Consider the following 26,991-nt stretch of genomic DNA (forward strand, 5'->3'; position numbering starts at 1 on the left):
GCAAGAGGTCTATTAAACAGTTTTAGCTGGGGTCGAACTTGTTTCAGTCTCTACCTTTGCTTCCACCGGCCAAGCATTTTCCATATCTAGTGATTGTTTATGCTGATAAACTGGTAAGTCAAACCAGAAAGTTGTACCCACATTAACTTCGCTAACTAAATTGATTTTAGTGTGGTGCTTGTCAATAATGTTTCTGACAATCGAAAGACCTAATCCGGTGCCTTCTAGAGTGTGAACTCGGTTTTCTACTCGGAAAAAGCGATCAAAAATTGCTTGTTGGTCTTCGGGATCTATGCCAATCCCAGTATCAGAAATTTCGATCCGCACTATCGGAAAATCTCTGGTATTCGGTGACAAATTGTGGTTCCCGGATGCGCTGTCTTTGTCGGCCACCACGTCCGAATCTACCAAATACGCTCGAATTCCGACCTTGCCGCCGGACTCCGTAAATTTTAAGGCATTTCCTACTAAATTCCCAAATACTTGCAGCAGCAAATCGTAATGACCTAAAGCTGGTGGCAACAATGGGTCAACGTCTTGCTCTAATTGAATTCCTTTATCCTTTGCATTTAACTGATAAGTCCGCAGGGTTTGTTCGACAGCTTGCGGGAGGTCAACTGCGTCTAGTTGATAGATTCGGCAGGATTCTAGGCGTGACAAGTCTAACACGTCGTTGACTAAACGGGTGAGGCGATCGGTTTCTCGATTGGCAATTTCTAGGAATTCCCGGCGCTCGCTTTCTTGAAGGTCTTCTCCGTACTCCTGGAGAGTCTCGATAAAAGATTTGATATTAAATAAAGGCGTTCTCAATTCGTGAGAAACATTGCTGATAAAATTGCTTTTAGCCTCATTTAGTTCTACTTCGCGGGTGATGTCTTGTACTGTCATTGCAATGCCTTTGAGACTTTCGCGGTACTGTCCAGAACCTTGATGTTTGGAGGTTTCTTCGTAGAAAGTACACTCTATTGCCTTCGGGCGTTCCGACTCGGTACAGGTATTTTCCTCATCGCGGACGCAGCTTTTGCACAGTGGTTCGGAGTCGGATGCTTTGTGCAGAATGACAGTAGTTAAAACAATCCGTATGGTACGGTTGACTGGTTCGCTGATTGAGATGCGAAATTCGCCGCCTTCGCGATCGCCCGCAGCTATTTCCTGCAGGGGTCTTGCTAGCTCGCGCTGCACTTCTGAAGGTAAAATATTTACGACGTTAATGCCGATCGCATTTTTACCTTCCCATCCAAAAATCCGCCTCCCCGTTGGGTTAACTAAAATCACCTGCAAATTCGCATCCAGCAACAGCGCCCCGTCAGCAATAGTTGAAACCAAAGTTTCCAACTTCGCTTTTTCCGCTGTCAACTCTTCAATATTTTGTTCTTCATAACTTTCTAATTTCTCGGCCATCTCGTTAAAACTGCCAATCAACTCGCCCAATTCTCCCCCCAAAGGCAGGTCAACTCGCTGCTTAAAATTCCCGCCCGCGATATTTTTTACCCCAAATACTAATTGTTTGATCGGGTGAGTAATTGTCAGGGCATTAAATACAGCGCCCAAAATAACCATCACCCAAATGGTGACAAATACTGCTAAAGTGACATCCCTAGTCAGATTTGAAGAGATCACTGCTGCGGGATTTGGGTTAATGCCGATCGCCAAAACGCCTAAATATTTATCTTCGTGAATTAGCGGTACAAATACATCAGTCACTTCTCCGTCTGGCGTTAAGTGCTGCCGCACCAAAGGCAAAGAAGTCAAATTTCTCGCCTCAATGTCGGCGATAAAATTATCCGGGAGTTTAATTTGGCGGCGCAGCGTCAGGGAAGTGCGCACCTCCGATTCCGAGAAAGGTATTCCCAGAAAAATATCCCCTGCTTCGTCGGCGTACAGCATATAGCGGACGCTGGAGGTGCTGCTGTAAAATTGGCGGGAAAAACGGGCAACTTCTGAGCGATCGTTTTTCGCAATCAGTGGCGCCACATTTGCCGATAACAGCAAACCGAGGTCGCGGCCGTAGCGAGTATCGTTAAGTCTGGCATCTTGCTGGATAGTATTCACGGCCCAGAAAGTCAGGGCGCTCATAATTAACGAAACTACGAGGGTAGCACCGGCCATCAGGCGAGTCTGGAGGGTAAAATCCGACCACCAGCGGGCAATAATTTCTCCGATTTTGTTTAGTATGGCCAGCATTTTACCAGTTCACCAGTTTAATATTAAAAGCAAGATTAAGTAGAAGGAAGAAGGAAGAAGGAAGACGGAAGACGGAAGACGGAAGAAGGAAGACGGAAGACGGAAGACGGAAGAAGGAAGACGGAAGAAGGAAGACGGAAGAAGATATACACAGCAATCTTTTTAGCGATCGATATTTTACGTTTAATTAGGTAGATTTGCTTAATAGAGTTTTTGGTCGATCGAATTTTCAGCAGCGACCAGTCCGCTACCGCCACCGCAGAGATACCAAACTTCATTGTTACACTTCTACTTTGAGAATGCTTGGCTTGCCGATGGCGGTCGATGTCGCAATTCCTAATTTTGATCGCCCAACGCTCGACGGCCGATGTCCCGGCGACAGTAGACCCCTTCAAATTCAATACAATCTACTGCTGTGTAAGCTTTGTTTATAGCTTGTTCCAAAGTTTCCCCCGTCGCAGTCACACCCAAAACGCGGCCGCCCTCGGTAACTAACTGCTGCTTCAACTGAGTGCCGGCGTGAAACACTTCTGCACCTTTGGCTTCAGCTTCCTCAATACCTGTAATAATTTTGCCTTTTTGGTAATTTCCAGGATAGCCCCCCGAAGCCAAAACTACGCACACAGCAGCCCCCGACTTCCAGCGAATGTTGGAATATTCACCGAGACGCTGCTGACAACAAGCCAGCACCAAATCTTCCAGAGGAGTCTCCAGCAGGGACAAAACCGCTTGAGTTTCGGGATCTCCGAAACGACAGTTGAATTCTAAGACTTTGGGTTCTCCTTCCGCTGTAATCATTAAACCTGCGTAGAGGACGCCCCGGTAGTCGATGTTGCGTTTTTGCAGCGCGGCGAGGGTGGGTTCCAGAATTTCTGTTTGAATCCTCTCCATGAGCTCTGGGGTGACAATGGGCGCTGGGGCGTAGGCTCCCATACCGCCGGTGTTGGCTCCCTTGTCGCCTTCGCCGATCGCTTTGTGGTCTTGGGCCGGCAGCAGCGGTTCCACCGTGATACCGTCGGTAAGGGCGAGAATCGAAACTTCTTGACCAGTTACATATTCTTCGATGACGACTCGGATGTTGTCGGTGCCGAATTCACCTCGAAAAATGGTGTTGATGGCGCTGTGAGCCATTTTGACGGTGGTGGCAACGGTGACTCCTTTGCCTGATGCGAGTCCGTCTGCTTTGATGACTATGGGAATTCCTTGCTCCACAACGTAGGCTTTGGCTGCTTCTGCGTTTGTAAATACGGCAGCTTTGGGTGTTGGGATGCCTGAAGAGAGCATCAATTCTTTGGCCCAGGATTTGCTCGATTCAATTTGGGCGCCGGCTTTGGTGGGGCCGAAAATCATCAGTTTTCGCTGTTGGAAGTAGTCAACGATGCCTAGCGATAGGGGCAATTCTGGGCCCACGATGACGAGTCCGATGTTGTTCACCATCACAAAGCGTTCGATGCCTTGGAAGTCGTCGATGTTGAGCGACAGATTTTGACAGCCTTTGGTGGTAGCTGTGCCGCCGTTGCCCGGTACGCAGAAGACTTGTTTAATCCGCGTAGATTCTAGCAGTTTTTTCGCGATCGCGTGTTCGCGACCTCCATTCCCCACAACCAAAACTTTCACAGCATCCTCACCTATAAATTTTGTTCTCTGAATGTTTGATTTTCAGTGTTTGCACCTGTCTATCTGCTTTTTGCAGTGCTGTCAATTATGCCATGCTTGGCGCGAAGGAATTGCTAGATGTGGCACTTTTCTGGAGGAGTGGGACTGGAGCGCTGTTTACCAAAACCTGGGATCGTTCAAGAATCAAAGACTTTCGCCTCCAAATTTTTCTGGGTACTGCCTCGATTCAATCATGCAATTTGAAAAAAGAACCTGGCTTTTAAATATTCAATTACTCTCATTCATCCTGGTACAAATAGCGATAAAATAGACAGGTTGACACCAGGAATTTTACTCACATGAAATCAAATCAAACCGCTGCGAGTTCGTCTGCCAAATTGAAGCGGGTGGGCGTTGTCGGCGGCGGCCAGCTAGCTTCGATGATGGGAGATGCTGCTAGCGCGCTGGGTATTGAATTGGTAGTGCAAACTCCTAATGCTACTGACCCGGCAGTTTCGGTTGCGGCGGGTGCTGTTTTCGCTGCTGTTGATGATGTTTTGGCTACGGATCAATTGGCGGAGGGCTGCGATGTTATTACTTTTGAAAATGAGTTTGTAGATTTGGATGGTTTGCGGGTATTGGAACAGCAAGGTGTGTTATTTCGACCGAGTTTGTCGTCGCTTTCTCCGTTGTTGGATAAGTACGTACAACGCTGTTATTTAAAAGATTTAGGTTTGCCAACTCCGAGGTTTTGGGCGCTGAATGATCTGGCAGATTTGCGCCTGGATTTGTTGCTGGAACCGCAGGGTGTGGAGGATGATCCCATCGTTAATGAAGTTGCGATCGACAATTTAGCAATTTCTGTTTCCGACAGCGCACAGATGGAACAAGACTCGCAATCTGGGGCGATCGACTTTCCGTTTGTCGTCAAAGTTCGCCGCCACGGTTATGACGGCCAAGGTACTTTTATTGTTAAAGAACGGGCAAGTTTTGAGTTAATTAGTGCTAAACTTAAAGGTCAGTCTTTGCTGGTAGAAGAGTTTGTGCCGTTCGATCGCGAATTAGCAGTGATTGCGGCTCGATCGCCAACTGGGGAAATTGCGATTTACCCGATCGTCGAAACTCAACAGCAAAATCAGGTTTGCCGCCTGGTGATTGCACCCGCCGATATTAGTTTAGATGTCAAAACCGCAGCTTGTGCGATCGCCCGCACTCTCCTCAATGACTTGGAAGCTGTCGGCATATTCGGCATTGAATTATTTTTAACCGCCGACAATAAGCTGTTTGTCAATGAAATTGCCCCCCGCACCCACAACTCAGGACATTTTACTATCGATGCTTGCGAAACTTCACAATTTGAACAGCATTTGCGCGCAGTTTGTCAACTGCCTTTAGGCAATTGCGATCTGAAATGTGCAGGTGCTGTGATGGTAAATTTGCTAGGCTACGAGTCTGCCGAGTCGGATTATTTAGAGAAACGAAAAGAACTGGCACAAATCAGTGGCGCTTTTGTGCATTGGTATGGTAAAAAAGAATCGCGTCCGGGTCGCAAACTCGGTCACGTTACTGTTCTGTTCGACGGGGACTTGGGGGGGAATGGGGGAAAGTCAGCTAGTGCGATCGCTCAAACCGTAGAATCCATCTGGTATGCAAGTTAAATTGCTCAAAGCTTGCCAAAATCTGGTTAGTTGCTGTATATTAAATAAAGGTTCTACTGCGACGTTGGTGACTGCCAATAATGTTTTTTTGATCTATAACTCTTAACTCTAGGGAATCAAGATGTTTGGACAGCAGTAAACTGGGCTTGTACCCAGAAACTTTAAGTCCGAGCCAACGGTGCCCACCTGGTAAAATACCAGGTCAAAAGCTGAGGTAAGACGGCGTTGCGGTGAACCATCATAATTTTGATTGAGATAGGCGCTGTGAAATATGGCTAGCCTATTTTTTTTTGATATATGGGAATTGAGAATTGGCAATCTTTAGGTTGATTTCATAATTTTTTGATTGATAGGAAAACCGCAGATTAAGGCGGATAAACGCAGATGCGGATTTGGCTTTTTCTGTTTATAAAACCCATTTGAGATATATTCTGCGTAAATCTCAGAAACCGGGTTTATTTCTATATTTCTCGTCACCCAACCCAAAAACTCGTAGAAACCCGGTTTCTCACCACTCGCTGTAAATCTCAGAAACCGGGTTTATTTCTATATTTCTCGTCACCCAACCCAAAAACTCATTTTGCGAAAAAGCAATTTCTTAACAGTGCGAGCTTAAGAGATCGCGAGTGTTGAATAGAGCGCGAGTTCTTAAGCTCGCACGCTCAAAATTGCAACTGAGATGCTCCCTGAAAGTAGGTTTGAGACAGTGTGCGGCCGAAATGGTGGCGGCTCAAAAGTTTAATGAAATTAACAATATCCCGATCGCCACAATTTATGGCAGCGTCACCAGCGGTACTGTTTGGAGATTTTTGAAGTTGGAGGCAAAAACTCTGACAATTGACCTCAATGACTATGCTGTGCCTCCTGTGGCGCACTTTTGAGGCGGTTGGTTTGGATGGTGCGCGACGGTTAGCTCGATCGACCTTCAGCTAAAATTCTACAATCTGGGGTTGCGCGAAACCAATGTGATCGCGCGATCGCCCTCCGACGCTCTCCCTAAATCGCAACCCGCAAATCTCCCTTGCAGAAAGTACCAAAAACGTGATACCGTTAGAGCTTGTGTCCAAATAACACCATCCCATGCCAAAACTCAAAACTCGCAAAGCAGCCGCAAAGCGCTTTAGAGCGACCGGCACCGGTAAAATTGTGCGCCGCAAAGCTTACAAAAGCCACTTGCTTTCACACAAAAGTTCAGCTCGCAAAAGCCGTCTCTCTAAGCTGGTCGTCATCGATGAGACCAATGATGCTAACGTGCGGTTAATGCTTCCATACTTGTAAAGTTTAACGGAAATTAAAGATGACACGGGTAAAACGCGGTAATGTCGCCAGAGCGCGCCGCAAAAAAATTCTCAAATTAGCTAAGGGTTTCCGAGGCGCACAGTCCAAACAGTTCCGCACAGCTAACCAACGGGTGATGCAAGCCCTGCGTAACGGTTATCGCGATCGCAAAAAACGCAAACGCGATTTCCGCCGCCTGTGGATTGCTCGGATCAATGCTGCATCTCGCCTACACGGTACGAGCTACAGCAGACTGATCGGCAACATGAAGAAAGCCAATATCGAAATCAACCGCAAAATGCTGGCACAAATGGCAATCATTGACCCTGCAACATTCGGTAAAGTCGTGGAAATGGCAAACCGAGCCGGAGCGTGAAAGCTCGATCGGTTTTGAGAAGGAAGAAAGCAGAAGTAAGAAAGATTTAGCTATCTGCCAGAGAAGGAAAACTCCTGATAAATTTAGGAGATTGAGACCAATTTTCCTTCTTTGTTCTTACTTCTGGATTCTTGCTTTTTGTGAAATCGCGATCGGGCTAGTCGATCGCCGTTTTCGTGTTTTTTATACAGTTGCAGAGGCAAATCTCTGAGATTAGCTGAATTAAAATAAATAAAACCTTCCACTGAATCTACCTAATTTTAAGAAAAACATGGACAGTAATTTGCTAATTGTTTACGTGTCTGTTTTGCTGATTATACTCGGCAGCAGTGCCTGGTTTATTGTGCGCCAGATTTTCAAAACTCGGAGGCTGGAAATGTCCTTGGAACGCTTAGAAAACAAGCTGACCCTAGAAAAAGGAACAGCACAGGAATACTATGAGTTGGGAAGTATTTATGTAGATAAAAAACTTTACTCCCAGGCGATCGTACTGTTTCAAAAAGCCCTGAAAACCCAAGACGTAGAAGGCGAAGCAGATCTGGCGTTTCTTTACAACGCCCTAGGTTTTGCGCACTTCGGCCAAGAACAGTACGACATCGCAATCCGCCAGTACAAAGAAGCCCTGAAGTTGCAACCAGAATACGTTACATCTCTCAACAATCTGGGTCACGCCTACGAGCGCAAGAAATTAATAGCTCAAGCCTTGGAAATGTACGAACAAGCCCTCGCCTACGATCCAGAGAATGCCACGGCTAAAAAGCGAGTAGATTCCCTCAGGAAGCGTTTAGTAATCTATAATTGATCGCCGGTGTTACAAGCAATACAGATCCCGCCAACCTGGTTTCATTCCGAAACCGGGTTTTTTGTTCCCATAATCAAAGAGACTCAACTATCGAACACCTTAATGCGTTAGTTTTTAAGAACAGCAATTCAGCCACTGCGATCGCACACCATCCCAACAGTTTAAACTACTGTCAAGATCAAAGCAGTACCTGCAACGCCGGTCAGTCCTAAACAATTGAAGGAGGAGAACGTAGTGACATCAATTCTCGTTGTCGAAGATTCGTGGTTGACTCGCAGGGTAATCTGCAAAATCCTGCGAGCAGAAGGATACGAGACTTGGGAAGCAGCGAGCGGCCCCGAAGCTCTAGAGCTGTTGGCGACTAAAACCCCAAACTGTATGCTCTTAGATCTGCTGATGCCGGAAATGGAAGGTCGGGAAGTCCTGCAAGCCATGCGCGAGAGAGGATATAAAATTCCAGTCATCGTCATTACCGCAGACATTCAAGCGACCACCAAATCCGAGTGCATGGAACTCGGAGCCCTGGCAGTCATTCACAAAATGCCGAACTCAGACGAACTGATCGGGTGGATCAATAAAGCTCTCAGTGCCAGCGAGGAGATCACCCCATGAAATTAAGCGCTCGACAGCTCGATGCTTTGCAGGAACTCGTCAACATCGGGATCGGTCAAGCAGCAGGGATTTTGAACGACATGATCGAATCTCCCATTCGCTTGCAAATCCCTTACCTCCAAGTCTTGTCTCCTGCAGACGTGCAAGCACAATTAGAGCAGCATCTCAACGGCGAACAAATCGCTGCCGTCCAGCTTAAATTCACTGGTTCCTTTGGAGGTATTGCCCAGTTAGTCTTTCCCACCAACAGCGCGGCAATGCTCGTGACGATGCTGACAGGGGAAGAAGTTGGAACTCACGACCTAGATTCAGTCAAAATTGGTACGCTGAGTGAAGTCGGAAATATTGTGATCAATGGGGTAATGGGTGCAATCAGCAACGTACTTCAGCAGCGCCTGAACTACTCAATTCCCAATTACACGGAAGGGACGATCGCTACTTTGCTGACATCTGGCGGTGTGGGTACTGATACAGTTGTTTTATTAGCCCAGACCCGTTTCATTATTGAAAAGCTTCACATTGAAGGAGATATCATCCTCATTTTCAATGTCAGTTCCTTTGACACCTTGTTGGTTGCGATCAATCAACTTGCCGGGGGTCTATGATCGAGGAGAGCAAAACTATTAAGGAAAAGTTTGGTGTTCTCGACAGCGTACCAGTCGGCGCATGCTTGCTGCAAGATGATTTTGTGGTGCTGTTTTGGAATGCCTGTCTCGAAGACTGGACAAAAATTCCCCGCAGCCAAATATTGGGAACAAAGATCACAACCCATTTTCCTCACCTGAGTCAGCTAAAGTACGCCACTCGCTTCAAGCAAATCTTTGCAGGAGGCCCGCCAACAATTTTTTCTTCTCAAATTCACAAGCACCTGATTCCGGCAATTTGGCAAGACGGCCAGCAGCGCATCCAGCAAACTACTGTGAATGCTGTGCCGGCCTTGGAGGCTGGCATAGAAGAACAGGAGATTAGAGACTGGGTTCTCCATACTCTTGAGTTGCAATCAGACGGTACTCTCGGAGTCGGATCACCAAGAAGTGCTTTTTTGTCTAGAAAATCTCCACCCTCAGCTTCGTCATCAATATGGCCGGGGGTCAATTGCCCATCGTTTTACGCACTGTTGGTGATTCAAGACGTGACCGACCTCACCCACCGCATCCAAGCTTACCGCACAATGCGGGATCAAGCTGTGGAAGAAGTGAAAGTGCGCCAGCGGATCGAGGAAGAATTGCGCGAGAGCCAGCATTTCATCCAGCAGATTGCTGACACGGCGCCTTATTTGCTTTACATCTACGATGTGACAGAACAGCGCAACGTCTACGTCAATGGTCAGGCTTTTAATTTGCTCGGCTACCATCCCGAAGAAATTTTACAGATGGAAACGGCTTTGTTTTCCAGTTTGGTGTACCCAGAAGATTTGGAGAAGGTTTCCGCGCACCTGCAAAAATTTCCCAAGGCCCAAGACGGCAGGATTTTGGAGTTGGAGTACCGACTGAAACATCGATCGGGCGAATGGCGCTGGTTCCGCTGTCGCGATCAAGTGTTCGCCCGCACAGCAGAGGGCGAGCCCAAACAAATTTTCGGCACTGCTCAAGATATTACCGAGTACAAGCGGGCAGAAGAGGCACTGCGGCAGCAAAACGAACGGGAAAAATTGATGGGGACGATTACTCAGCACATCCGTCAGTCTCTGGATTTGGGCGAAGTGCTCAGCACGACAGTGACAGAAGTGCGCCAGTTCCTAAATGCCGATCGAGTGATGATCGTCCGCTTCAACCCCTGTAGCGGCGGCAGTCTCTGCCCTGGACCCGCCACGGGGTCGGTAACAGTGGAATCTGTAGCACCCAACTGTCGGCCGATGCTGGGAGAAACCCTGGAAAAGTTTTGTTTTGACGAATTCTATCTCGAAGCGTATCAACATCGGGCGATCCGACCAATCGCCGATGTCTCGGCCGCCAATTTGCCCCAAAATCAAATTGACTTGCTCGCACAATTTGACGTGAAAGCTTATTTGGTGGTACCGCTAGTGCAAGGGGAGGAGTTGTGGGGGCTGTTGATGGCTCACCAGTGCAGTCCCAGACAGTGGATGCAGTTGGAAGTCGAGTTGCTGTCGAATCTGGCCGCCCAGTTGGCGATCGCGATCAAACAAGCAGAACTCTATCAGCAGTTGCAAGCAGCCAACCTCAAGTTAGAGCGTTTAGCAACTTTAGACGAACTGACGCAGCTAGCAAACCGCCGCCGCTTCGATCAGTATTTAGACAGGGAGTGGCGCCGACAAGAGCGGGAACAAATGCCTCTGTCCCTAATTTTGTGCGATATTGATTCTTTTAAAAGTTACAACGATACCTACGGACATCCAAGGGGAGACGACTGTTTGCGGCAAGTCGCCCAGGCGATCGGCAATGCAGTCGATCGCCCCGCCGATTTAGTAGCTCGCTACGGAGGCGAAGAATTTGCCGTTATTTTGCCGAATACGGCGAGTGAAGGGGCCACGCTGGTAGCCCAACACATACAGCTCAAAATCGCAGCTTTACAGATTCCTCACGCTGGTTCTCAGGTGAGCCTGTACGTCACTGTCAGTCTGGGGATAGCGACTATAGTTCCTGGATCTGAATCCCAAGCCTCTATTTTGGTTGACGCAGCCGACTCAGCAGCGAGTATGGTTCCTGCATCTAAATCCCCAGCCTCGATTTTGATTGATGCAGCCGACGCAGCGCTGTACCAAGCCAAAGACGCAGGGCGCGATCGCCTCCAAGTTTACCAGGCAGAGTCTGCCACAGCCAAGACCAACGGCACTGCCGCTCCCGATCGCCCGATCGACTGTTCCCGACTCAATACTAATTTCCCCTCACCCACAAGCGCTTGACTGCTGCCAATATTTTTGAATTCGGAATAGATACTAACCATAATCCGGCATTAACGATTAGAGATTAAAGATTAAAGAATTGAATAATTGAATAATTGAATAATTGGCAAAGACTTATAGCCATTCTCAAGAGCGGTGAGGTACATCAGGTAATGGGTAATGGGGGAAAAAGTCATTAGAAAAAAGGCAAGAAAGAATGGATCGCGCTTGACAAAACTCACACTTTTTTGCGCTATATGACTATCAGGGTTTCGATCGCGAGTCTACAGTTGCATTCTTTTTTTTTACTGCATCCCATCTTTTTGTATAACAACGAAGCGAGGGGACAGCAGCTAAATTATTGGGATTTTTTAGTCAAATTGAAAAAAGTCAAAAGTAACAAAGCTTTAGTAAAAACAGGATTTTTGACTTTTGACTTTTGACTTTTGACTTTTTAAAGATCGAGTATTCAACTCAAAACTCAAAACTCTTAAGGCGCTGCCGCCGCCCTGCGGTTGGCAACAATCAGATTAGCCTGATACTCTGCCGCTTTTTGCTGGGCTTTTTGATGGTTCGGGCTAGTTGACGGTACTGTTTTCATAAGCTGAACCGCTTTCTGCCACTCGCTTGCTACTGCAATCCACTCAGTTTGAGATTGAGCCGTCTGGGCCAAAACTGCTGCCTTCTGAGCGTTGTTAACGCCTTCTCTCCAAAAGTCAGGCTTAGGTGCGGCGGCTTTTGGTGCAGGAGATGTTGCCTTGGGCGCGGGAGATGCAGGAGAAGCTGCCTTGGGCACCGGAGATGCCGATGCAGCTTTGGGTGCTGGAGTTGTCGGAGGTGGGCTGGCTGGCGCAGCAGGAGTGGGAGCGGCTTTTGGTGCAGGAGAGGCTGCTTGTGGGGGCGCCCCAGATGGGGTGGGAGAGGATGTGGCGGGTTTAGACGCGCCAGATGAGGCTTTCGGGGAGGGGGAAGCTGCTTCGGGAGCACTCGGTTCTGGGTTTGAGCCACCGCCGAAGGGTAAATTGTTGGTCAAGTAAAGCCCTGCGATCGCCCCCAGAGGCACTAAAATACCCACAGGTATTAGCCATTTGGGGAATTGTTTTTTGGGAGGCGGAGCTACATCTTCGTCTTCGTCTTCCTCATTGTCGTCTTCGTCATCTCGATCGAATTCTCCCTCTTCATAGTAGTCTTCGCTATCGGGCTCGACATCATCTAAACCTATAGAGTCGTCAGGCATTCCAGTATCCGAGGCATAAAGCATTGGCTCTGCGGGCATCAGATCTATTTCATCTTCCCACGCAGGCGATCCGTCACCTGTGCGACGCCCGTAAACCTTGACAGTGTGAATTGATTCTACTCCCAAATTCGTCATCCCGCTGCGGATGAAATCGACCAATGCCGTTTGATTCGGTACTTTGTCTGACTCCAGAATTATGTGGAGGCAGCCGTTGTCCCGCGTCACATCGGCGTTGATGCCTTTGGGTTTGAGTGTACGGTTGATGCTAGATGCGATCGCTTTTGGATCGCCCTGCTTCAGAAGTTCTCGCAGGTTCTGTTGTGTCATGGGTAGCGCTCTTTTTTTTGGGGGGGGTGGAGAGCCGGCAAATAATATTAATCGATCGGCGTTCGGCGGCGGACAATATTTATTTACCACATTAACTTCTACTGTGGCATTCTGAGACTATTTCTTCTATCTATTGAGCTTTTTGCCAGATATCGGGCATCAAGGATCTATCCGATCGCGCAATTTGTTGTAAAAATTTACACTGACGAGCCACTCCTGCTGCGCTGTCTCTCGTCAGCGAAACAAGCTAGAAAGTTCTATCACCTTGGTTTGCAAGGTGGAGATTTCTTCCCGGCCCCGCTTTAAAGAAGCTTCTAACTCTAGCAGCAAAGGCAAGCTTTTTTGCAGTTTTTCTAAGCTGGCGTTCTTGACTTCTTGGCGAAAATAGTATACTCGTTTCGGATTGCCGAGGTCTAGAGCTTGAGCAATTTTATCATCGCGATCGCCCGCTTGGATCATCGCCTTCACCCACAGCCAAATCCGAAACTTACCAGTCAAGCCAGCCACAATCCTCAAACCAGGCTCACTCCGGGCCGTTAAGCCCGCCAATAGCTCCAAAGCGGAGGAGGTATTGCCCTCGCGGATCGCATCGGCTAGCTGGAAGGTATTCTGGGCGTGACAGTGCACCAGTGCGGCGACTTCCTCCGGGTTGAGAGGTTGGCTGCGGTTGCCGGCAAACAACAGCAATTTTTCGAGTTCGCTGTATAGCTGACGGGTATCGCTGCCGATGGATGTGGCCAAAAGTTCGATCGCCGTGGCGGTCAATTTGACATTCATTTCGGCGGCGACTTGGCGGACTCGCTGGGCTAATTCTTTGTCATTCCAAGGCGGAATCGGTGAAAATTCTCGAAATTCGGCGGACTTAGCGAGTAACTTAGTAGACTTGAGCCTGCTGTCTGGTTTTTTGACGGATGTCAGCAGTAACACCGTGGTAGAGGGAATTACTGGCAGCGTCCGTTCAAATTGGGCTAACAATTCCGCAGAGCACTGCTGCGTGACAGTCGTATTTGCTAGCCAGACAAAACGGCTGCCGGTACCGAAGGGTGGCGTTAAAGCTCGATCGAGTCCTTCAACCACAGCGTCGGCTCGATCGGCAATAATCTTGTCATAGTTAAAACTAGCCCAATTGGGGTCGAGGACTGTTTGGCGCAAACTTGTGACTGCTTGCGCGATCGCAAAGTCATCTTCCCCCCAAAACAGGTAAATTTGCATTATTAACGCTCAGTAGCCGAAAAAATTAGAGTTGCAGGCGCAGCCAGTCCAACATATCCTGAATCGGAGTGATGGAAGCCCGCAGCATAATATAAAATTTGGTGTGGGAGTATTTCACCGCGAGGAAATCAAGATTGGATGATACTTATCAAGCTTACGTAAATCGGGTGGCGCGAATGACGCTGCTGGACTCCTACAAGTCCCAGGTGGAACACATTCAGGAATCTCCAAAATTTAAGCCCGACGAAGCCGGTCGGAGAACTCCTGTACCTTTTCCAGGTTATTCGGTGATTACGCCACCTGCGGGGGAAGATGCAGAAAATACTGCACTTTATAGTAATTTAAACTCAGTCCAACAACGGCTATTGCAGGAAATCGCGGACGGTGCGCTTGTGGCACTGCCTCCTGATAGCTTCCATTTAACCCTGGCTGATGTGATTTGGAGCAGCGCTTTTCGAGATGCCTCTGATAAAAATCCAGAATTTGAGGGGCAACTCCGCGATCGCATGAAAGATCGTTTTGCCGCCTGCAAACCCCTAGCGGGCGGCCCTCCCATACGCTGGACGGTGCTGGGGTTGATGGTGATGACTAGAGCTGTGGGTGTCTGTTTGGCACCAACGGACGAAAACTCTTACAAGCAAATTCTGGAGTTTCGTCGATCGATCTATCAAAATCCCGATTTAATGGCTTTGGGAATTGAACAGCAATATCATTTTACGGCACACATTACTCTGGCTTATTTTGGGGACATCGGGCCGAACCTAGACCGCGCTCGTTTGTGCACCCTGATGTCTGAGTTAAACGACCAATGGCTCGACACGCCCCAGGAACTGTGCGTGCACCGAGCCGAACTGCGGAAGTTTGACGACATGACTAGCTATGTTCGGCAACCGGATTGGCCTGTTTTTGAATTTTAAGGAAGGAAGAAGGAAGAAGGAAGAAGGAAGAGGGAAGAAGGAAGAGGGAAGAAGGAAGAAGGAAGAGGAAAGAGGGAAGTTCGGCAACGAGCCAGGTAGGGAATTTAACGGATACAAGTCAGAATTCAGAGGACTCAATCAAGGAATATTTTCCCAATTCTCCCAATTCTCTCAATTCTCCCCCTCTCCCCCTCTCCCCCTCTCCCCCTCTCCCCTCTCCCATTCTCCCCCTCTCCCCCTCTCCCCCTCTCCCCCCTCTCCCATCTCCTCTGTTTCAAGAGTCAGGATATTGCCGATTAAATGCTTTAATTATTCTGGCTTGGTAACAAAATCAAGCAAAAAATTTATGATAAACCAGGAAAAATCAGTAATTCTGGTTTTTTAATTTTTGATGAAAAAGTGACTGTACACGTTGTTGGTATTGGTTTAGATGGAGCTGCTGGGCTGAGTTCCTCGGCGCGGCAGGTTGTAGAAATGGCGGCTCTGCTGATCGGGAGCGATCGGCATTTGAGCTATTTTCCGCAGCACAGCGGAGAGCGCTGGGCGTTGGAAGATTTAACCGAAGCAATTCTCGAAATTCGGCGTTGGTTGGCTACTGAGCCGCAGTTAGAGCCGAATGCGGAGACGGTGGAAAGGGGGCGAGGGTCGATCGTACTTTTAGTAGCCGGCGACCCGCTGTTCCACGGCTGGGGAAAGTTGCTAATTGCCCAAATTCCGGCAGATAAATTGACATTTCACCCCCATGTGAGCTCAGTGCAGTTGGCTTTTAACCGCTTGCACATCCCCTGGCAGGATGCTCATTTTGTGGGTTCCCAGGGACGTTTTTTTGAGGAACTGACGGCAAAACTCAAGCTGGGTGTCGAGAAGATTGCGGTACTCGCGGACGAAACTCGGACTCCGGCGACTATAGCAAGTTTAGTAAAAGCTCTAGATTTGCCCACACGCTACCAGTTTTGGGTTTGCGAAAATTTGGGTTCTGCCGAGGAGACGGTGGGTTGCAGGTCTCTGTCAGCTTTGCTGGGAGAGTCTTTTGCCGCTTTGAGCGTGGTGGTGATGCTGCGGCAGTCTCCACCGACAGAAGCTTTGGATTTGGGAAAGTTGCCTTTGTTGGGGATTCCCGATGCAGCTTTTATCGGTTGTGGCGATAGGCCTGGTTTGACAGTTGAACGGGAGGTGCGGGTGTTGGTACTGGCACAATTGGCTTTGCAACCGGAACAAGTTGTCTGGGATGTGGGTGCTGGTAACGGTTCTGTGTCGATCGAGATTGCTCGTTTATTCCCGCAGTCTGAAGTATATGCGATCGAGCAAACGGTTTCTGGTACTTCTGCGATCGAACTCAATTGTGGCCGTTTTGGGCTGCAAAATGTGTTCTCAATTCACGGAACCGCCCCGGAAATCTTGCATCGCTTGCATCCCCCGCACCGGATTTTTATCGGTGGCAGCGGTGGAGGGTTGACTAAAATTTTGGGTGTTTGCGCGCTGCGGCTGCTCGCTGGAGGCTCGATCGTGCTGGCTTTGGATGCTTTTGAGGATATTGCTACTGTTTTGAGCTGGATTGGCGATCGGGTGCGCCGGGAACCGCACTGGAGTTACCGAATTGTGCAGGTGCAGTTATCACGTTCTGTTTCTGCGGGGAGTTTGACTCGTTTTGATGCGTTGAATCCAATTTCGATTGTGACGATCGATCGACATTTGAATTAATTTTAGACTTTTAACCGGAGATGAAGGCTGGTTGATGGCTCTGTTATCTGTGTTTTTTTGTGGTTTTAGTTTCGGAGTGATTGAATCTAATCTTTTTTTTTACCGCAGAGGGCGCAGAGGGCGCGGAGGAAGAGAGGAAGAGAATAGCTAATTTTAAAGGGGTTTGGGGTGTTAGGTTTTAATTTTTAATTAACAAAACTACGGCTGCTGTTGCTAGCAGTAACAGGATTCCGGCTGCACCTGCTAGGGGTTTTGCTGCTATTCCTGTAATCCATTCGGGTACATTTTGGGTAGGTTTAATTGCGCCTTCTGTATCTACGGTAGTTATACCCCAAATCCACCCGGCGTGAAGTCCGATCGCCAATCCTAAACTGCCGTTGTCGGCGATGCGGGCTAAGGTTAAAACCATGCCCATCAGCCACAATCCTGGGAGTTGCGGTAGAGTTTCTTTGGCGGCCCAAATTAGGTGGGCGATCGCGAAAATGAAACTGGCGATCGCACCTGCGGTTAATATTGAGTAATCTTGCTGGAGTAGATTTTGCAAACAGCCGCGAAAGATTAACTCTTCTGTAGCGCTAATCCACACTGCTAATAACAGAGTCAGCAGAGTGGAAGGCTTCAGGATTGCAGCCGCAGGATTAATGATTGTTTCGCCTATTTCGGTTTGAACTGTGCTACTTTGCAGTTCGATCCAACCGGCGGTTAATTGCACGCCGAACAAAATTGCTAAGCTGACTACTGCTAATGTTAATCCTAGCAGCGAGGATATCAAAGTTGCGGGTTGCCAATCCCAACCCCAGTCGGTAAAAGATGTGCCTTCGATCCAAGTTGTCGCCCACAAAATGAAGGGAACAATTAAGTAGAGGGAGGCGAGTAAAGGTAGTTTTTTGTTGCCTAAAGGTTGGGGCGGATGCCATTTGAGGGCGATCGCCAGCACAATCGCTACAGGTAGCCACACCACAATCCAAGTCGAGAAAAACAAGATTATTTTGACAATTGCTGGTATTGACGGCGACATTAGTCGCAGGTTAGTTATACTATTCCACATTTAAGGGGTTGCAACTATAATACTGTTGACTGTTAACTGTTGGCTGTTAACTGTTGACTTTTGACTGTTAACTGTTAACTGACTACTGCCAACTGCCAACTGCCAATTGACTACCGATCGATCCGGCGCTGAATTTGCCTCAAAGATTGGTACATTTCCGGTAAGCGATTGTAAACAGCAGCGGCTTTGAGAAATAGTTTGTGGGGAATTGCTGGAACCCCCGTCACGATCGCACCTGCGGGCACATCGCTGTGAATTCCGGCTTTGGCTGTGGCGATCGCCCCATCTCCAATTTTAGCTTGATTAGCAATGCCCACTTGACCTGCCAAAATTACATTGTTACCAATTATTACTCCGCCCGCTAAGCCAACATGGGCGGCAAAAACGCAATTTTTCCCGATTTGACAGCCGTGACCTACGTGTACTAAATTGTCGATTTTGGTATTGTGGCCGATGCGGGTTTCTCCGACAGCGGGCCTGTCGATCGCGCTATTGCAGCCAACCTCAACGCCCTCTTCTAATACAGTGCATCCAGACTGCTCCATTTTCACCCATCCTGTGGCTGTCGGCACGAACCCAAAACCTTCGGAACCGATCGCCGCACCGCTGTGAATCACGCAATTTGCCCCGATGCGAGTACGTTCGTGAATCACACAGTTAGCGTGTAAAACCGTACCTTCACCAATTACCGCATCTGGGTAAATTACGACATTTGGATGAATGCAAACGTTATTGCCGATTTTGACTTTTGCTTGAATAACGACGTGGGGGCCAATATAGACATTTTCACCAATTTCTGCTGAGGGGTGAACGACGGCTGAGGGATGAATTTCGGATGCAGGGCGAAACGGTTGATAGAAAATGGCGATGGTTTGAGCAAATAACAATCGGGGATCGGGTGCGGCTATCCAAGCGATGTTGCGATCGGTACATTGAGCTTGCAGGCTTTCGTCTAAGGGTAAAATTAAAGCCGAAGCATTTGTAGTGGCTGTATGAGCGGCAAATTTAGCACCTTCTATATAACTGATTGTACCCGATGCAGCTTCATCGACTGGGGCGGGGCCTGTAATTTCTCGATCGTCCGCGCTGGAGGCCTTTAGGCTGTGGCTGTTGGCTAAAGTAAGTTTTTCTACTATTTCGCTAAACTGCATAAATAAAAATTTGCTGTTAACACATATTCCTCAAGGTGAAAATCATATCATGTTCGATTGATCGACAGTCATAAAAAAAATTGTAGGAATCCAAGAAGACTGGGCGGTTGAAACCGCGTTTATACAAACAAAACCCACTCCAAGCGGGTTGAAGACTGGGCGGTTAAATTACGTTATCCTTACAAAAAAAACCCGACGGGAGCGGGTTCAAGACTGGGCGATTAAATTACGTTATCCTCTTCAGTCCGCGGAGGCGGACATTGTTTGTGTAGACGCGGTTTCAACCGCCGTCCGATCTATTGAACGGAAACCGCATCGACATCAACGGTGCTCGCTGTAGTGTCCGAGGGGCTACCGGTGGCTTGGGAGGCTGATGCTGTCTCTGTTTGGCGGGATTTAAAATATTCGGTAGCCATTTGCGAGACTTCCGAAATCAGCAATACTGCGATCGCCAAGTCGTCAATTTGTCCGATTACGGGGAGAAAATCAGGCGCAATGTCGATCGGGCTTACCAGATATGCCAACGTTCCCAGAATAATCCACCAGCGGTACTTGGGGTTGCGGAGCGTGTCGCGATACCAGTTGTAAACAGATTGTATAGAAAAGTTCATGGGTTGTCCTCTCGTTATATTTTCCATCTTGACAAATTCTGGATCGAAACGCTTGTCGAGATATCCCCCCTAGGGTTGGGAAGAGAATTCTACTCGGAGGTATTTGGAATTGGGGAGGGAGAAGTTGTCAAGCTGTGTCGGAAGGGCGGGGACTCTTGACAACGCCCCTACAAAAACCTGACAGATGAAAGCCGATCGAATTAATCTGCGTTGATCTGCGTTGATCTGCGGTTTTAAACCATCTTGATCTATTACGTGTATGTAGTGATTAAATCAAGTTACTTAGATTGGGATTTTTTAACCGCAGATATCAGCAGATAAACACAGATGAACGCTGATGGGATTTATCTGTGTTTATCGGGTGTTTCAAATAATCTTCATATCTCTCATTCACCCGTCTTGAAACACCCATTTTTGGTCGCCGATCGCAATTTCGCAACCATTCGCCAACCAAAAAGGCTCGTTAGCAGCCAGTCTCTGTCCGCCCACAAAAGTGCCGTTGGAACTGCCACAATCGACAAGTTGATATCGCTGTTTGCCAACTTCGTCAGTGGCCCGGCGGATCTGGGCGTGGTAGCGCGAACTTTGCGGATCTTGTAACACTAAACTGTTGGTGGGTTCCCGTCCAATTGTAAAAGGATTCGCCGTTAAACCGATCGCCTGTCCCGAAAACTTGTAGATTAAATATGCGGTGTTTTTGCGATCGCTACTTGCCAATATCGTCGGTGCAAGTTGCGGGCGATTCAGGGCTGGTGGGAGACTGTTTTGAGCAAGTTTTTCTGTCAGTTGTTGCAAATCGCGATCGAATGATGCTGCTGTTTCAGAAGCTGGAAGACTCGCCGGAGAATGACCTGAAATTAAGTTTAACTGCTGGATGGGGGCTTGAGGTGCGATCGGGCGGCCCGCTTCAGCAATTCTCATTTGCAGGGCGGCGGAATTTTCTGCTTCCTGTCGTGCACTCATTCCCTCAACTTGGCGAATCACTCCGTTGGTTTCGGGAAAGCTGACATCGCCAATTCGCACGTCTTCTAAGGTAAAACCTAGGGTATAAAAATCTTGGACGCGATCGAGCAAATTTTGGCGCAGCAACAGCCGGCCTTGGGTGATAAGCTGTTGTAAGGAAAATTGCCCGATCGCCATTCCCATACAATCCTTAACTGCACTTGCTAAAGCTGCGATCGGATCGGACAATTCCAAAGCTACCCGTTTCGGATCTATAACTTGATAAATAACCGTCAGAGTCGCATCAATTAAAAATCTATCCTTAGACAAGAAATCTCCGTGGGATTGCACGTCCAAATTGCGGAGTTTGGTGTCTACGAGGACAATTTGACACTGTTCCAGCAGGGGAAGGGCGAAGCTGAAATGCCGCCCGGATTTCAGGGTACGCACGGCGCGGCCGTTTTTGACCAACAGCCCCGTGTAACCCGCCCCGATAAAGTCCATACTAAACCCGGCCCAGCGTTCTGGGGTGACGGTTTGAATTAGGGGAGAGGCGTTGTTCATGGGATGCAGTGGAGGGAGGTTTGATTCTACTTTTAGGGTAACAAATTGCTGGGGGGCGATCCTCTTCGAGGGCTTCGCTAACGGGCGATCGGTGTGCCGGTTCCGCAACTTCTATACTTTACGCCTCCACGAGTCCCGATTCAGCACGTACTGGCTCTAGTTTGGATCTAGAATTTATTGGCTACACTTTACGAAGTTATCGCTCAAAATTTGATTCTTATAGCAACTATAATTTATTTGCTACACTTAAGAAATCATCCTAGTTTGTAAGCGAGATGAACACCATCACGATCGCCATTTCAGATGAGCGCCTGCTGAAACTACAAAAAGTCGCTGCCGATCTGAATGTATCAATAGAAGAGTTAGTCTTAATGGGTTTGGAAAACTTGCTTGCAAAACGAGAATTTTCCTCTCCACATACTGCCACAGATATCCTCAATAAAAATGCTGAATTAGACTCAGTGGTAGTTGACAAATTTTATCACCTTGCCGATCTGTGGCAAAGTGAAGTTGCGGGACTTTCTTCAACTGCCCAAATGTCTCAGCATCCTGCATATCAGGAAATTATTAATATGGGAAATCCAATTATACCGCTACTGCTATCAGAACTGAAAAAAAATCCCCTTTACTGGTTAGCAGCATTGAATGCAATTACAGGTACAAATCCCATCAAAGCAGAACAAAAAGGAAGAGTCAAACAAATGGCATCAGCTTGGATCGAGTGGGGTAAAAATCAAGGCTACGCGATTGAATAAAATGTATAGAAGACCTGAGCTTGAAATTAAATGGCCGAATTTGTCTCAGACTGATTATCAAGTTACCAGCCTAAAATCAGAGGAATATAACTGCTTTGCTTGGGCTGCTGGCGAAGATGATCGATGGTGGCAACCCATACCTGGAGAGCAATTTTATTGGCCAGAAGGCGTGCCACAAGAGGAGACGCTAGAAGCATATATTCTAGCTTATAAAACGCTGAAATATGAAATTTGTAATTGCAACACATTAGAACCTGGATCTGAAAAAATAGCACTATATATTGACTCTAGCGGTATCCCAACTCATGCAGCAAGACAATTACCTAATGGTAAGTGGACAAGTAAGCTGGGCTGGTTGGAAGATATTGAACACGAACTCGATGGATTGGTTGGCGATAGGTACGGAGTTGTCGGTCAAATTCTTAAACGTGCGGTAAATTAGGGAAGAGCGATCGCACTTTTTGACTTAGAATGAGAAATGGGAGGGCAATCGCATTTAAGTAAAACAACCTTGCCCACCCATCATGTAGCACTCTAATCTTCCATCTTGCCGTACTTCCGCTTTAAGTAATCTGGCATAATTGTCGGAATATAGATAGTCTGTTCCCATTTACGATATTTTCCGAGCTCATCAAAGTGATAAGTTTTGGGGTTGCAGTGGCGCCCATCTGGGAATTTGTACGTGCATTTTCCCGCATCATGGGTGGCCCAAGGCTTGTTTTTGCGGTATTCAGACCAACACCGTCCCACACTCCCGTCCAGCAAGTCGGTTTCACCTACAGGCATTTTTAGCACTGATTGTACATGAATGAGCTGGTGACTTGATTCGGAAAGGACGCACCAATGATCTTCTGGAATACCTGACAAGCTACCTGATAGCTGTTCAATCCGCTTGATGTAGCCAGTAATTTCGCTCATTTGATTTCTCCTCTGTGGTTTTTTGAACAAAGGAGAAGTTCGTTGGCCAACGTGCTTCTCACACATCCATAATCGTGAGTTAGCAAAGGTTTCGCACGATCGCATTTAGATCGGAGTTCAAATGATCTAAAATTGATCTTGACATCTTATAAATTATGTGTATGGCTCCGACACTCAAAGCTTCTGAAGAAGGAAAAACGAAAATTGACATCGCCTTAAGATACAAGGGATGGAATAAAGGGCCGCTTAGTGAAGCTATTCCAGCAGCGAGTCTCTTGCTCGTGCTGCCATACCTTCGTGAAAAAAACTGGACGGGCGAGAAACCATTAGATCGCCAAAAACTAAAAAGCTCACAGCTTTTTACAAAAAATTCTCTCGATAAAATATTTTATGCTTATCAAGTTACGAATTATACAAAAATTGAATCGGACATCCAATGTGGAGAATTAACAGCAAAGGGAATTTCCTATGGAACTTGGAATAGCTTTTTATATAAAAAACCTATAAACACAAAAGCATTTAAGGCTTACTGCAAAGTCTTAGGACTGAATTGGGAAGAGATTAAAGAAGATCCACCACAGTCCGATCGCAAAAAGCCTATTAAGACTGAGACGCAATCTTATAGAGGCTCGGAAGTGAGCGATCGCACCTTGGCACTCGTCGAGGAATACACCCAGCTATTTGTTGGGCGCGAGGATGTTCTATCAGAATTAGATAAGTTGCTTACCCAAACTGATAAAAGATATCTGACGATTACCGCTCCTGCTGGATTTGGTAAAACAGCACTGCTAGCAAACTGGGTAAAATCACGGCAGGGAAACGATTATTTTATTGCCTGTCACTTCTTCCGCCAGCGCGATGAAATTACCTGTTCTGTCGCTAATGCCTATCGTAATTTGCTCCAACAAATTTACAATTACTGCGAATCGAGTAAAGCGTTGCCCTATGATGAAAATCAGTTGCGGCAGGATCTTTATGACATGGTTAAAGCCTGGGCAAGCAAACCTTTAGTGATTATCATAGATGGCTTAGATGAAGCCGAAGGTCTTTTCTCGCCACCTTTTCCTACTCCTTTGCCACCGAATGTATTTGTAATTGCCTCAGCGAGAAAGTTTGAAGAGGAAGAGCAAAATTACTTGTCCGGTTGGACAAATAATGAGGAACCGATCTGGCTCAATCACTTGACAAAAGAAGCGATCGCAGACTGGTTACGAGAAACGGGTAAGTGTGAGTTAGTAAGTTTGGCACAGGACGAAAGTTTTGTGGCGCAGGTGTGCGATCGTACAGAAGGAATACCACTCTTCCTCAAATACTTGATCGATGAGTTGGTAGAAGTAGCACAACAGGGTGAGGAAAGTGCAATCCGTAAAACACTTGAAGCAACACCCAAAGGTTTTCCTGAGTACATTCATCAGCAGTACCAAGCTTTAGATCGATTAAAAGATTGGCATTCTCGCCCAGAGCTGCGAAAGATATTCTATTTTCTGACTATTGCCAAAGGAGAGCTATCTTCCGACGATTTAGTAGAACTCATGGAAGAAAGTCCAGTTGGACTGCCGTGGCGGGTGAGTCGATGGTTCAAAATTCGTCGGTTAGAGGACTGTCTCGTATACTCTTTTGCTCATTCGACGTTAGCCGAACAATTTGCTATCCTGCCTGAAATCAAAGCGAATACCAAAAAATCTCAGAAAAAACTGATTCAATATTGCGCCCAGTGGGAGGAATATCAGAGCCATTATGCGTTGCGGCATTATGCAGAACATTTAACCCAGACAGAGAAGTGGGATGAGTTGTATGAGTTAGCACGTAATAAAACCTTTGCCGCTACTCAACAAAAACACTTACCTGATGAGCCTAATTTATCCCTGAAGACTGTGCAGACAGCATTGCTGGGTGCTGCTGAAACAGATAATGTGACTGGAATGGCAGAGTTTATGCTGGTACACGCACGGCGGCTGGTGCAGACAACTGAGCAAGATTCACCACTGGATGCACTGCGGAAAGGCTATTTAGAACGAGCTTGGAGACTGACAGATTTATATGAAATTGAGCGGCGTATATTGTGGTATTTATTGCTGGCGTGGGAGTTGAAAGATACAGGCAGATTTGAGGAAGCAGAGGAAACACTGAAGCAATTGCAGCAGCAGGAATTACCTCGTTTATCAACTTATCCAGATATAAAGTGGCACAGCCAGTATGCTACTTACCTACTCGCCCATGTTTTTGAAGTGAGTGAGAATATCTGTACTTCTTTAGAGCAAAAGCTTTTAGATGATCGCTACCGCTGTATTTTGTGCGCGCATCTTAGGAATTTTGGTAACTTTATTGCTGCCCTGAAAACTGTGGAGAGTATTAGACCGGAGTCAACGCAAGTATTACATCTAATAAATATAGCAAAAGCGCAGGCGCAGAAAGGAGATATAGAATATTCTGCTACCTTTACCAACGCTCTTGAGATTGTAAACACACTTGTTTCAACCTTAAACTGGAAAAGATTGATAGAGGAGATAGCAAAAGCCCAAATAGAAGTTGGCGACAGGGCATCAGCACAAGCCACTTTGACTGAAGCTCTTGAAACAGCAGATAATAAGATAGACAACCCATTACATCAAGTAAATGCGTTTGTTTATCTAGCAAATGTTCAGGCAGAGGTAGGAATGGTTGAAGAAGCGAGCGCCACTCTACAAAAAATTAACGATCGACCAGGAATTGAAAAACTTTTTATAAGTATAGGTATAGCTAAAGGGGGGTTGTACATAGGGAAGAAAGCCAAGGTTAAAGCCATTTATGCCAAACATTTATCAAGAGCAAGTGGTATTGCGAATGAATATAAACAAACTGATTTTTTACAAAAATTTGTAATAGAACAAGCTGAAGCAAGAGAGTTTGCCGATGCCCGTAAAACGGCTAAAAAAATTGACTGTTCAGACAGACCAGATGCCTTAATCAGAATAGCAGAGGCATACGCAAAAGCCGAAGACTTTACTACCGCTTTAGAAATAGCTACAGAAATAGATATTCAATTAATGCGAGCGAAAACTCTAGGAGTAATAGGAGAGATACAGGTACAAACTGGACAAACTGAAGCAGCACGAGCTACTTTTGCTAATGTCCTTAAAATTGAAAAACCCCTTGAAGCTTCAATCTCCTTTATCAGGTTATTAGCCCTAGCAAGGGTAGCAGAAGTACAGGTAAAAAATGCTCAAAAAGAAGTAGGACTGACTACCGCTAGTATTGCCTGCGAAATCGCACAAAGTATGGAGAATCCGATGGAAACAGCAAACGTACTAGCAGGAATATTAGTACAAATACTCATTGAAGCAGAAAAAATACAAGAAGCGAAAATTATCTGCGATCGCGCTTATCAAATTGCACAACAGATTAGTGATAACGAAGAATACCAACGCTCGAAAACTTTTGGATTCGTAGCAGAAGCACAGGCAAGGTTAGGAGAGTTTGACGTTGCTCTTAGAACTTTGGAAACAATCCGTATGCCATACTCTTACGTTAATGCACTCAGAAGTATAGTACAGTTGCAGATAGAGGCAAAGCCACAGCAAATAGAGAAATACAAGATAGTTCTGAATAAAGCTGATGAATACTATAAAAATGCAGATTCTATCTCTCTGATTTTGGCAAACAAGGTTCAGCTTTTGACTATTATAGCAGTGGCACGATCAACTATAGGAGAAACCGAAGCAGCCTTAGCCACGTTTGCCGACCTTCTTGAAGCTGCAAAAACAAAAGAACAACGGGAACGTGATGAAGATTTCTCTATAATAGCCATAGGATATGTAGAAGTAGGCGAATTTTCGACTGCTATTAAAATTAGCAAAGATCTTGAAGATGGAGAGCAGAAAATAAGCATATTTTTGGCAATTGCCTGCGAGCAGTTCAAAAAAAGACAACAAGTTACAACTCTTGACATTGCCCTTGCAGCTAAAGAAAAAATTGAGGATGCACAAAAACGCTTGGAAGCGCTCAAGAGCATTGCTCAAATACAAGCAATAGCAGGAAACGGTGAGGAGGCTCTAAGAATATTAGAGGCGATGCTTAACGACCGTAACACGCACTTACGTGACATTGCCTTATTGTTCGCTGAAACAGGTGATAGAGTAAATTTTAAACGCTTGTTAATTCCCTGTGCATACTACTTAGATACTGCCTATCAAATGTGTGGATATTTAGCGCGGCTGTATCCAGAGCAAGCATCAGCAGTGGCAAAAGTTTTGAGCGAATTGAATGAAGGGGAGCGGTAGT

At 46.8% G+C, this 26,991-nt stretch carries 25 protein-coding genes and 1 other RNA gene; 15 read left to right on the forward strand and 11 right to left on the reverse strand.

All coding sequences use genetic code 11. The features are described 5' to 3' along the window. Positions 1-12: 12 nt before the first annotated feature. The 3 genes from QUB66_RS01445 to purD are packed head-to-tail and all read right to left on the reverse strand — an operon-like array spanning position 13 to position 3,801. Complete coding sequence (locus tag QUB66_RS01445) at positions 13-2,184, reverse strand: HAMP domain-containing sensor histidine kinase (RefSeq protein WP_265235250.1); 2,172 nt, start codon at positions 2,182-2,184, stop codon at positions 13-15. Positions 2,185-2,219: 35 nt separating this feature from the next. Continuing rightward, positions 2,220-2,462, reverse strand: coding sequence for a hypothetical protein (locus tag QUB66_RS01450; protein ID WP_332967893.1), 243 nt, complete (start codon positions 2,460-2,462; stop codon positions 2,220-2,222). A 58-nt stretch (positions 2,463-2,520) separates the two neighbouring features. Next, on the reverse strand, positions 2,521-3,801 hold the full coding sequence (gene purD, locus QUB66_RS01455) for a phosphoribosylamine--glycine ligase (RefSeq protein ID WP_332967891.1): 1,281 nt from the start codon (positions 3,799-3,801) through the stop codon (positions 2,521-2,523). A 338-nt stretch (positions 3,802-4,139) separates the two neighbouring features. On the opposite strand from purD, the gene QUB66_RS01460 reads away from it, so the two are divergent. The 3 genes from QUB66_RS01460 to QUB66_RS01470 all read left to right on the forward strand — a co-directional run bounded on the left by QUB66_RS01460 (position 4,140) and on the right by QUB66_RS01470 (position 6,319). Further along, positions 4,140-5,438, forward strand: coding sequence for a 5-(carboxyamino)imidazole ribonucleotide synthase (locus QUB66_RS01460; protein ID WP_332967889.1), 1,299 nt, complete (start codon positions 4,140-4,142; stop codon positions 5,436-5,438). A gap of 50 nt (positions 5,439-5,488) precedes the next feature. After that, positions 5,489-5,676: non-coding RNA, 6S RNA (gene ssrS / locus QUB66_RS01465), on the forward strand. Positions 5,677-6,136: 460 nt separating this feature from the next. Then, the gene (locus tag QUB66_RS01470) at positions 6,137-6,319 is read left to right on the forward strand and encodes a hypothetical protein (protein WP_265235253.1); all 183 of its coding nucleotides are present in this window, start codon (positions 6,137-6,139) and stop codon (positions 6,317-6,319) included. 48 nt (positions 6,320-6,367) lie between these two features. Here the strand turns inward: QUB66_RS01470 and QUB66_RS01475 are convergent, their stop codons facing one another. Continuing rightward, on the reverse strand, positions 6,368-6,574 hold the full coding sequence (locus tag QUB66_RS01475; RefSeq protein WP_265235265.1) for a hypothetical protein: 207 nt from the start codon (positions 6,572-6,574) through the stop codon (positions 6,368-6,370). Between QUB66_RS01475 and rpmI the strand changes: the two genes are divergently transcribed. The 6 genes from rpmI to QUB66_RS01505 all read left to right on the forward strand — a co-directional run bounded on the left by rpmI (position 6,519) and on the right by QUB66_RS01505 (position 11,369). Then, positions 6,519-6,716 carry a 50S ribosomal protein L35 gene (gene rpmI, locus QUB66_RS01480; protein WP_096830688.1) on the forward strand — a complete coding sequence of 66 codons (198 nt, stop codon included), beginning with the start codon at positions 6,519-6,521 and terminating at the stop codon, positions 6,714-6,716. The genes QUB66_RS01475 and rpmI overlap by 56 nt on opposite strands. Positions 6,717-6,735: 19 nt before the next feature. Continuing rightward, a complete protein-coding gene (rplT, locus tag QUB66_RS01485) occupies positions 6,736-7,092 on the forward strand; it encodes a 50S ribosomal protein L20 (protein WP_265235254.1) in 357 nt (118 codons plus the stop codon). Between the two features lie 271 nt (positions 7,093-7,363). Next, positions 7,364-7,894: a tetratricopeptide repeat protein gene (locus QUB66_RS01490; protein WP_265235255.1), complete on the forward strand. Its 531-nt coding sequence runs from the start codon at positions 7,364-7,366 to the stop codon at positions 7,892-7,894. A 234-nt stretch (positions 7,895-8,128) separates the two neighbouring features. Then, the gene (locus tag QUB66_RS01495) at positions 8,129-8,506 is read left to right on the forward strand and encodes a response regulator (RefSeq protein ID WP_265235256.1); all 378 of its coding nucleotides are present in this window, start codon (positions 8,129-8,131) and stop codon (positions 8,504-8,506) included. Beyond that, positions 8,503-9,111, forward strand: coding sequence for a chemotaxis protein CheC (locus tag QUB66_RS01500; protein WP_265235257.1), 609 nt, complete (start codon positions 8,503-8,505; stop codon positions 9,109-9,111). The genes QUB66_RS01495 and QUB66_RS01500 overlap by 4 nt, the downstream gene beginning before the upstream one ends. Beyond that, positions 9,108-11,369, forward strand: coding sequence for a sensor domain-containing diguanylate cyclase (locus tag QUB66_RS01505; RefSeq protein ID WP_332967885.1), 2,262 nt, complete (start codon positions 9,108-9,110; stop codon positions 11,367-11,369). The genes QUB66_RS01500 and QUB66_RS01505 overlap by 4 nt, the downstream gene beginning before the upstream one ends. A gap of 469 nt (positions 11,370-11,838) precedes the next feature. Here QUB66_RS01505 and QUB66_RS01510 read toward each other — a convergent pair whose 3' ends face one another. After that, the gene (locus QUB66_RS01510; RefSeq protein ID WP_332967883.1) at positions 11,839-12,912 is read right to left on the reverse strand and encodes a hypothetical protein; all 1,074 of its coding nucleotides are present in this window, start codon (positions 12,910-12,912) and stop codon (positions 11,839-11,841) included. A gap of 234 nt (positions 12,913-13,146) precedes the next feature. Beyond that, a complete protein-coding gene (gene holA, locus QUB66_RS01515; protein WP_332967882.1) occupies positions 13,147-14,124 on the reverse strand; it encodes a DNA polymerase III subunit delta in 978 nt (325 codons plus the stop codon). Between the two features lie 176 nt (positions 14,125-14,300). Here holA and QUB66_RS01520 point away from each other — a divergent pair, with 176 nt between their 5' ends. Genes QUB66_RS01520 through cbiE form a run of 3 tightly spaced genes read left to right on the forward strand, consistent with a single transcriptional unit; the run spans position 14,301 to position 16,742 of the window. Then, positions 14,301-15,041, forward strand: coding sequence for a DUF1868 domain-containing protein (locus QUB66_RS01520; protein ID WP_265235264.1), 741 nt, complete (start codon positions 14,301-14,303; stop codon positions 15,039-15,041). Further along, a complete protein-coding gene (locus QUB66_RS01525; RefSeq protein WP_332967880.1) occupies positions 15,031-15,426 on the forward strand; it encodes a hypothetical protein in 396 nt (131 codons plus the stop codon). Before QUB66_RS01520 ends, QUB66_RS01525 begins: the two co-directional genes overlap by 11 nt. A gap of 14 nt (positions 15,427-15,440) precedes the next feature. Then, the gene (cbiE, locus tag QUB66_RS01530; protein ID WP_332967878.1) at positions 15,441-16,742 is read left to right on the forward strand and encodes a precorrin-6y C5,15-methyltransferase (decarboxylating) subunit CbiE; all 1,302 of its coding nucleotides are present in this window, start codon (positions 15,441-15,443) and stop codon (positions 16,740-16,742) included. Between the two features lie 178 nt (positions 16,743-16,920). On the opposite strand, the gene QUB66_RS01535 is transcribed toward cbiE, so the two are convergent. The 4 genes from QUB66_RS01535 to QUB66_RS01550 form a co-directional block, all read right to left on the reverse strand. Continuing rightward, on the reverse strand, positions 16,921-17,790 hold the full coding sequence (locus tag QUB66_RS01535) for a CPBP family intramembrane glutamic endopeptidase (protein ID WP_265239973.1): 870 nt from the start codon (positions 17,788-17,790) through the stop codon (positions 16,921-16,923). 110 nt (positions 17,791-17,900) lie between these two features. After that, positions 17,901-18,941, reverse strand: a complete 1,041-nt coding sequence (lpxD, locus tag QUB66_RS01540; protein WP_332967877.1) for a UDP-3-O-(3-hydroxymyristoyl)glucosamine N-acyltransferase — start codon at positions 18,939-18,941, stop codon at positions 17,901-17,903. A gap of 296 nt (positions 18,942-19,237) precedes the next feature. After that, positions 19,238-19,552 (reverse strand): YkvA family protein, encoded by a 315-nt coding sequence (locus QUB66_RS01545; RefSeq protein WP_332967876.1) that lies wholly within the window; start codon positions 19,550-19,552, stop codon positions 19,238-19,240. A gap of 390 nt (positions 19,553-19,942) precedes the next feature. Continuing rightward, positions 19,943-21,058, reverse strand: coding sequence for an SPFH domain-containing protein (locus QUB66_RS01550; protein ID WP_332967874.1), 1,116 nt, complete (start codon positions 21,056-21,058; stop codon positions 19,943-19,945). A 275-nt stretch (positions 21,059-21,333) separates the two neighbouring features. Here QUB66_RS01550 and QUB66_RS01555 point away from each other — a divergent pair, with 275 nt between their 5' ends. Further along, positions 21,334-21,813: a hypothetical protein gene (locus QUB66_RS01555; RefSeq protein ID WP_332967872.1), complete on the forward strand. Its 480-nt coding sequence runs from the start codon at positions 21,334-21,336 to the stop codon at positions 21,811-21,813. A gap of 1 nt (position 21,814) precedes the next feature. Continuing rightward, entirely contained in the window at positions 21,815-22,255 is a 441-nt protein-coding gene (locus tag QUB66_RS01560; protein ID WP_332967871.1) for a DUF7689 domain-containing protein, read from the forward strand. 92 nt (positions 22,256-22,347) lie between these two features. On the opposite strand, the gene QUB66_RS01565 is transcribed toward QUB66_RS01560, so the two are convergent. Continuing rightward, a complete protein-coding gene (locus tag QUB66_RS01565; RefSeq protein WP_332967870.1) occupies positions 22,348-22,731 on the reverse strand; it encodes a hypothetical protein in 384 nt (127 codons plus the stop codon). A 161-nt stretch (positions 22,732-22,892) separates the two neighbouring features. Between QUB66_RS01565 and QUB66_RS01570 the strand changes: the two genes are divergently transcribed. Further along, positions 22,893-26,990 (forward strand): ATP-binding protein, encoded by a 4,098-nt coding sequence (locus QUB66_RS01570; protein ID WP_332967869.1) that lies wholly within the window; start codon positions 22,893-22,895, stop codon positions 26,988-26,990. The last annotated feature ends 1 nt before the right edge of the window (position 26,991 follow it).

This window comes from Microcoleus sp. A2-C3 (assembly GCF_036706065.1).
Classification (GTDB): domain Bacteria; phylum Cyanobacteriota; class Cyanobacteriia; order Cyanobacteriales; family Microcoleaceae; genus Microcoleus.